The 5647-nt window shown below is 73.9% G+C and carries 3 protein-coding genes; 2 read left to right on the forward strand and 1 reads right to left on the reverse strand.

Annotated elements, in window-relative coordinates; genetic code table 11:
* Nucleotides 1–34: 34 nt before the first annotated feature.
* Complete coding sequence (locus ACMA1D_RS25120; protein WP_414726276.1) at nt 35–319, reverse strand: hypothetical protein; 285 nt, start codon at nt 317–319, stop codon at nt 35–37.
* A 348-nt stretch (nt 320–667) separates the two neighbouring features.
* On the opposite strand from ACMA1D_RS25120, the gene ACMA1D_RS25125 reads away from it, so the two are divergent.
* Complete coding sequence (locus tag ACMA1D_RS25125) at nt 668–3382, forward strand: ABC transporter substrate-binding protein (RefSeq protein ID WP_414726277.1); 2715 nt, start codon at nt 668–670, stop codon at nt 3380–3382.
* 312 nt (nt 3383–3694) lie between these two features.
* Nucleotides 3695–5599 (forward strand): translational GTPase TypA, encoded by a 1905-nt coding sequence (gene typA, locus ACMA1D_RS25130; protein ID WP_414726278.1) that lies wholly within the window; start codon nt 3695–3697, stop codon nt 5597–5599.
* The last annotated feature ends 48 nt before the right edge of the window (nt 5600–5647 follow it).

Consider the following 5647-nt stretch of genomic DNA (forward strand, 5'->3'; position numbering starts at 1 on the left):
GCCCCGGGCCGCCCCTCGCGTCGCCGGCGCCGCACTAGGGCGCGTGGCCCTCCCGCGAGCCGAGGCCCTCGTCCTCGGCGTCCGTCCACAGCGCACGGTCGTACGGCGTGTCGGGGATGGGCACCCGTTCCTGCTTGGCCGGTTCCGGTGGGGCCGACGCGCGGAGCAGCGCGACGCTCTCCCGGAGGTGGTCCGCATCGGTACGTACCCTGCGGACGTCCAGACTGTCGGTGCCGACGTGCTGTTCGAGCCGTCCGACGGACCGCACCAGGTCGTCGAGACTTCGCTGAACGGCCGTCAACTCATCGTGTACGGACATGACTTGTCCTCACTTCCGCGGTTGCGGACGGCGACACTCATGCGACAGCGAGTGTCGCGCGCCGCGCCCGCTGTTGGGAAGAGATCTGCCGGGATTCTGGGCGCACACCGGTCATATCGCGCCCCTCCCGCCCCAAGCCTAGCCCCGCGAACCGGCCCGATTCGGACGCGCTACGCCGCCCGGGTGGTGGTCGGTTTCGGCCATCTCGCACCCGCTCGGAGCGGGCTACGCCGGTCGGGTGGCCTTGCCTTCGCGCCCCGCCGTGTCGGGGTGATGGGCCGGTCGCGGTCGCCTTCAGTGAGTGGTCAGCCCATCCGATGAGCGGTGCAGCACCCGGAGGTACCAGCCATGCCCGTGGACGGCGTCACGAGGGGGCCGGTGGCCCGTACCCGCCGCTGCGTCGCCCTGTTCGCGGCCGGGGTGCTGCTGCCGCTGCCGGTGGTGGCCGGGTGCAGTTCGGGCGGGGACGAGGACGCGGCGGCGGCCCCCGCGGCGCACGACGTGGCGAGCGCCGCCCGCGCCGACCTGTCCGGCCGCGGCACGCTGCGCTGGGCCCTGGACGCCGCGCCCGCCACCCTCAACGCCTACCGCGCCGACGCCGACGCCGGCACCGACCGGGTGGCCGGCGCCGTGCTGCCGCTGCTGTTCACGCTCGACCAGCAGGGCCGGCCGCAGCGCAACCCGGACTACCTGGAATCCGCCGAGGTCATCGACCGCGAGCCGCGCCAGGTCGTCGGCTACCGGCTGAACCCCAAGGCGGTCTGGAGCAACGGCCGGGCGCTCGGGGTGGCCGACTTCCGCGCCCAGTGGCGGGCGCTGCGGGGCAAGGACGCCGCGTACCGGGCGGCCCGCAACGCCGGGTACGAGCGCATCGAGCGCATCGCGCCCGGCGAGGAACCGGGCGAGATCGAGGTCACCTTCCGGCGCCCGTACGCGGATTGGCGGGCCCTGTTCGCCCCGCTGTACCCGAAGGAGGCGATGGCCACCCCGAGCGCCTTCAACGAGGGAAGCAGGCGACAACTGCCGCTCACCGCAGGCCCGTTCACCTTCTCGGACGGCAACTCGCCGGCGGCAGCCGGGCGTACGGCGGGCAGCGCGGGGGAGCGGGTCGGCCACGGCGAGCAGCGCGACGAGCGCCCGGAGGAGCCGGACGAGCCAGCGGAGCAGCAGGAGAAACAAGAGAAACAAGAGAAGCCGGAGAAGCCGGCGGCGGACTCGGCGGGCGCCGGGAAGTCCGACGACTCGGAGAAGTCCGACGAGGCCGGGAACGCTGAGGACGCCGCCCCCGCGAAGGCCGCGGGCAAGGGCAAGGGCAAGGGCAAGGCCAAGCGCAAGGGCGCGGCCCGTACGCCGATCACCCTGGTCCGCAACCCGCGCTGGTGGGGCGAGTCCGCGCGGCTCGATCAACTGGTGTTCAAGCCGGTGCCGCGGGCCGAGCGGGCCGCCGCGCTGATCGCCGGCCGGCTGGACGTGGCCGAGGTCGACGCGGCCACGGCCGACCGGATCGCCCGGGCCGGCGGCTCGCTGGCGGCCGGTGCCAAGGGAGGCGCCAGGCCGGCGCAGGGCGCGCCGCCCGGTGGCGGCCCGGGCGAGGCCGCCGGCCCGCCGCCCCTGCTCGCCCCCGCCAGGACCACGCTGACCGGCACCGCGGGCGCGCTGCGGTCCTGGGTGATCGAGTACGGGCCGCGGCCGGCCAAGGACACCGCGCTGAAGGCGATCGCCGCCGAGCGCGCGGCGGCGGCCCGGCGCGCCGCGGAGGCCAGGGCGCTGGCCACGTTCACCGTCCGCAGATCGCTCGAACCCGCCTACACCCAACTCGCCCTGAACGGCACCGCCGGGCCGCTGGCCGACGAGCGGGTGCGCCGGGCCGTGGCCCGCGCGATCGACCGGGCGGCGCTGACCGAGGCGGTGTACGCGCCGCTGGGGCTGAGCGGCAAGCCGCTCGGCAGCCACCTGCGGGTGGCGGGCCAGCACGGCTACCGCGACAACAGCGGCGCCCTGGGCAGCCGCAACACCGCCGCCGCCCGCTCGCTGCTCGCCGACGCGGGCTGGCAGCCGGGCACGGCCGGGGCCGCGCGTTCCGCGGGCGCGAAGCCGGACGCGGCGCACGGCAAGGCACAGGACAAGGCGCGGGACGCGGGGAAGCACGGCGACGCCGGGGCGCCGAACGCGGCCGGCTCCCGGCCCCCGAAGCCGGAGCAGCCGCCGCACCGGCCCGACCACCCGGACCGGCCGAAGCCGGGCCCGTCCGGCGACCGCGACCACGCCGACCGGCCGAAGCCGCCCCGCCCGGGCAGCCCGGCCGGGCCGGAGCAGGAGCAAGGCCAGCGGCCGGAGCAGGAAGAGCAGGCGGCGGGTGCGGGGCGGGCCGCGGCGCCGGCCGCCGGGCCCGGTCTGGAGCGGGACCAGCCCGAGCGCGACCGGCCGCGCGGCCAGGCACCGGCGGAGGGCCCCGCGCGCGGCACGCAGGCCGGGCCGCGGCTGCTGCCCGGCGGGGCTCCGATCCGGGTCAAGGACGGCCAGCCGCTGCTGCTGCGGTTTGTGCTGCCGACCGGTGCGGGCACCGAGCAGGCGGCCGAGGTCGGCGAGCGCATCGTCCGGATGCTGGGGCGGATCGGCGTGCAGACCGACGTGGTGAAGGTGGCGAAGGACCGCTACTTCAGCGACTACGTGGCCCGCGGCGACTTCGACCTGGCCCTCTACTCCTGGCCCGCGACCGCCTTCCCGGCCACCGACGCCCGGCCGATCTTCGCCAAGCCGCGCCCGGCGTCGGACGGCTCGCTGCTGGTGGAGCAGAACTACAGCCGGGTCGGCACCGACCAGATCGACCAGCTCTTCGAGCAGGCGTCCAGCGAACTCGACCCGGACGCCGCGGCCAAGCTGCTGCGCCGCGCCGACGCCCGCATCTGGGCCGCGGCCGGCTCCCTCCCGCTCTACCAGCGCCCCCAACTGGTCGCGGTCCGCTCCGGCCTCGCCAACGTCGGCGCCTTCGGCCTCCAGACCCCCCACTACCAGGACATCGGCTACGCACGGGCGGAGGACGCGAAGCCGGACGGGGAGTAATCAGGAGCCGGGGACGGCGGGCCCCGGCGGGGCGCGACCAGCCCCACCCGATTCCGTACCCCACCCCTCTCCAGCCCCTCTCCAGCCGGCGAGCGGCCCGACGAAGGCTGGGGAAAGGGCAGGTGAATCCCGGGCCCCCGGGGCCGGGCTGAGCTGCGCGGGGCCGGTGGCCGGGCGGGGTCGGAGGCGGGCTGGGGCGGCCGATCCCGCCCTTGCCCCGTACCATGGGGTAAGGCCGAGGCTTGAGATCTGCCCGGCAGCGCGCGTACCGGACCGTACGCCGCGATCCACGATTCCGGGAGAAGCGCCGCAGTGCCCACGCGCCACGATATTCGTAACGTCGCCATCGTTGCCCACGTCGACCACGGCAAGACGACCCTCGTCGACGCCATGCTCAAGCAGGCGGGCGCCTTCGCGGCGCACGCGGCCGAGAAGCTCGACGACCGGATGATGGACTCCAACGACCTGGAGCGTGAGAAGGGCATCACGATCCTGGCCAAGAACACGGCCGTCAAGTACCACCCCAAGGACGGTGGTGACCCGATCACCATCAACATCATCGACACCCCCGGCCACGCCGACTTCGGTGGCGAGGTCGAGCGCGGCCTGTCGATGGTGGACGCCGTCGTGCTGCTCGTGGACGCCTCCGAGGGCCCGCTGCCGCAGACCCGCTTCGTGCTCCGCAAGGCGCTCGCGGCCCGGATGCCGGTCATCCTGTGCATCAACAAGACCGACCGCCCGGACTCGCGCATCGACGAGGTCGTCAACGAGACCTACGACCTCTTCCTCGACCTGGACGCGGACGAGGACCAGATCGAGTTCCCGATCGTCTACGCCTGTGCCCGCGACGGCGTCGCCTCGCTGACCAAGCCGGAGGACGGCACCGTCCCGGCCGACAGCGAGAACCTGGAGCCGTTCTTCACCACCCTGCTCTCGCACGTGCCGGCCCCCGAGTACGACGAGGGCGGCCCGCTCCAGGCGCACGTCACCAACCTGGACGCGGACAACTTCCTCGGCCGCATCGCGCTGCTGCGCGTGGAGCAGGGCGAGTTGAAGAAGGGCCAGACCGTCGCCTGGATCAAGCGCGACGGCACCGTCTCCAACGTGCGCATCAGCGAGCTGATGATGACCGAGGCGCTGACCCGCAAGCCCGCCGAGAAGGCGGGCCCGGGCGACATCTGCGCCGTCGCCGGCATCCCTGACATCATGATCGGCGAGACGCTGGCCGACCCGGAGAACCCGGTGGCGCTGCCGCTGATCACCGTGGACGAGCCGGCGATCTCCATGACCATCGGCACCAACACCTCGCCGCTGGTCGGCCGCGGCGGCACCGGCAAGGGCGCGGACGCCAAGGCCGCGGTCAAGGACCGCAAGGTCACCGCCCGCCAGGTCAAGGACCGGCTGGACCGCGAGCTGATCGGTAACGTCTCGCTGCGCGTCCTGGACACCGAGCGCCCGGACGCCTGGGAGGTGCAGGGCCGCGGTGAGCTGGCGCTCGCCATCCTGGTCGAGACGATGCGCCGGGAGGGCTTCGAGCTCACCATCGGCAAGCCGCAGGTGGTCACCAAGGAGATCGACGGCAAGCTGCACGAGCCGATCGAGCGCATCACCATCGACGTGCCCGAGGAGCACATGGGCGCGGTCACCCAGCTCATGGGCACCCGCAAGGGCCGCATGGACAACATGTCCAACCACGGCTCCGGCTGGGTGCGGATGGAGTTCATCGTCCCCTCCCGCGGCCTGATCGGCTTCCGTACGGAGTTCCTCACCAACACCCGCGGCACCGGCATCGCGCACTCCATCCACGAGGGCCACGAGCCGTGGTTCGGCGAGCTGGTCACCCGGAACAACGGCTCGCTGGTCGCCGACCGCTCCGGTGCGGTCACCGCGTTCGCGATGACCAACCTCCAGGAGCGCGGCGTGCTCTTCACCGAGCCGGGCACCGAGGTGTACGAGGGCATGATCGTCGGTGAGAACTCGCGCTCCGACGACATGGACGTGAACATCACCAAGGAGAAGAAGCTCACCAACATGCGCTCCTCCACGGCCGACGTCGCCGAGTCGATCGTGCCGCCGCGCAAGCTCTCCCTTGAGCAGTCCCTGGAGTTCTGCCGCGACGACGAGTGCGTCGAGGTGACGCCGGAGGCGGTCCGCATCCGCAAGGTCGTCCTGGACCAGAAGGAGCGTGGCCGCGCCGCCTCGCGCGCCAAGCGCTGACGCACCGCCTTCCCGCGCGGGCGCGCGGGAGCACGCCGGACCAGACCG

The sequence above is a fragment of the Streptomyces sp. 796.1 genome, from assembly GCF_047525675.1.
Lineage (GTDB): Bacteria > Actinomycetota > Actinomycetes > Streptomycetales > Streptomycetaceae > Streptomyces.

Excerpts from the sequence above, each read along its gene's own strand:
- ACMA1D_RS25120 (WP_414726276.1), bottom strand. The coding sequence starts at position 319 with ATGTCCGTACACGATGAGTTGACGGCCGTTCAGCGAAGTCTCGACGAC.
- ACMA1D_RS25125 (WP_414726277.1), top strand. The coding sequence starts at position 668 with ATGCCCGTGGACGGCGTCACGAGGGGGCCGGTGGCCCGTACCCGCCGC.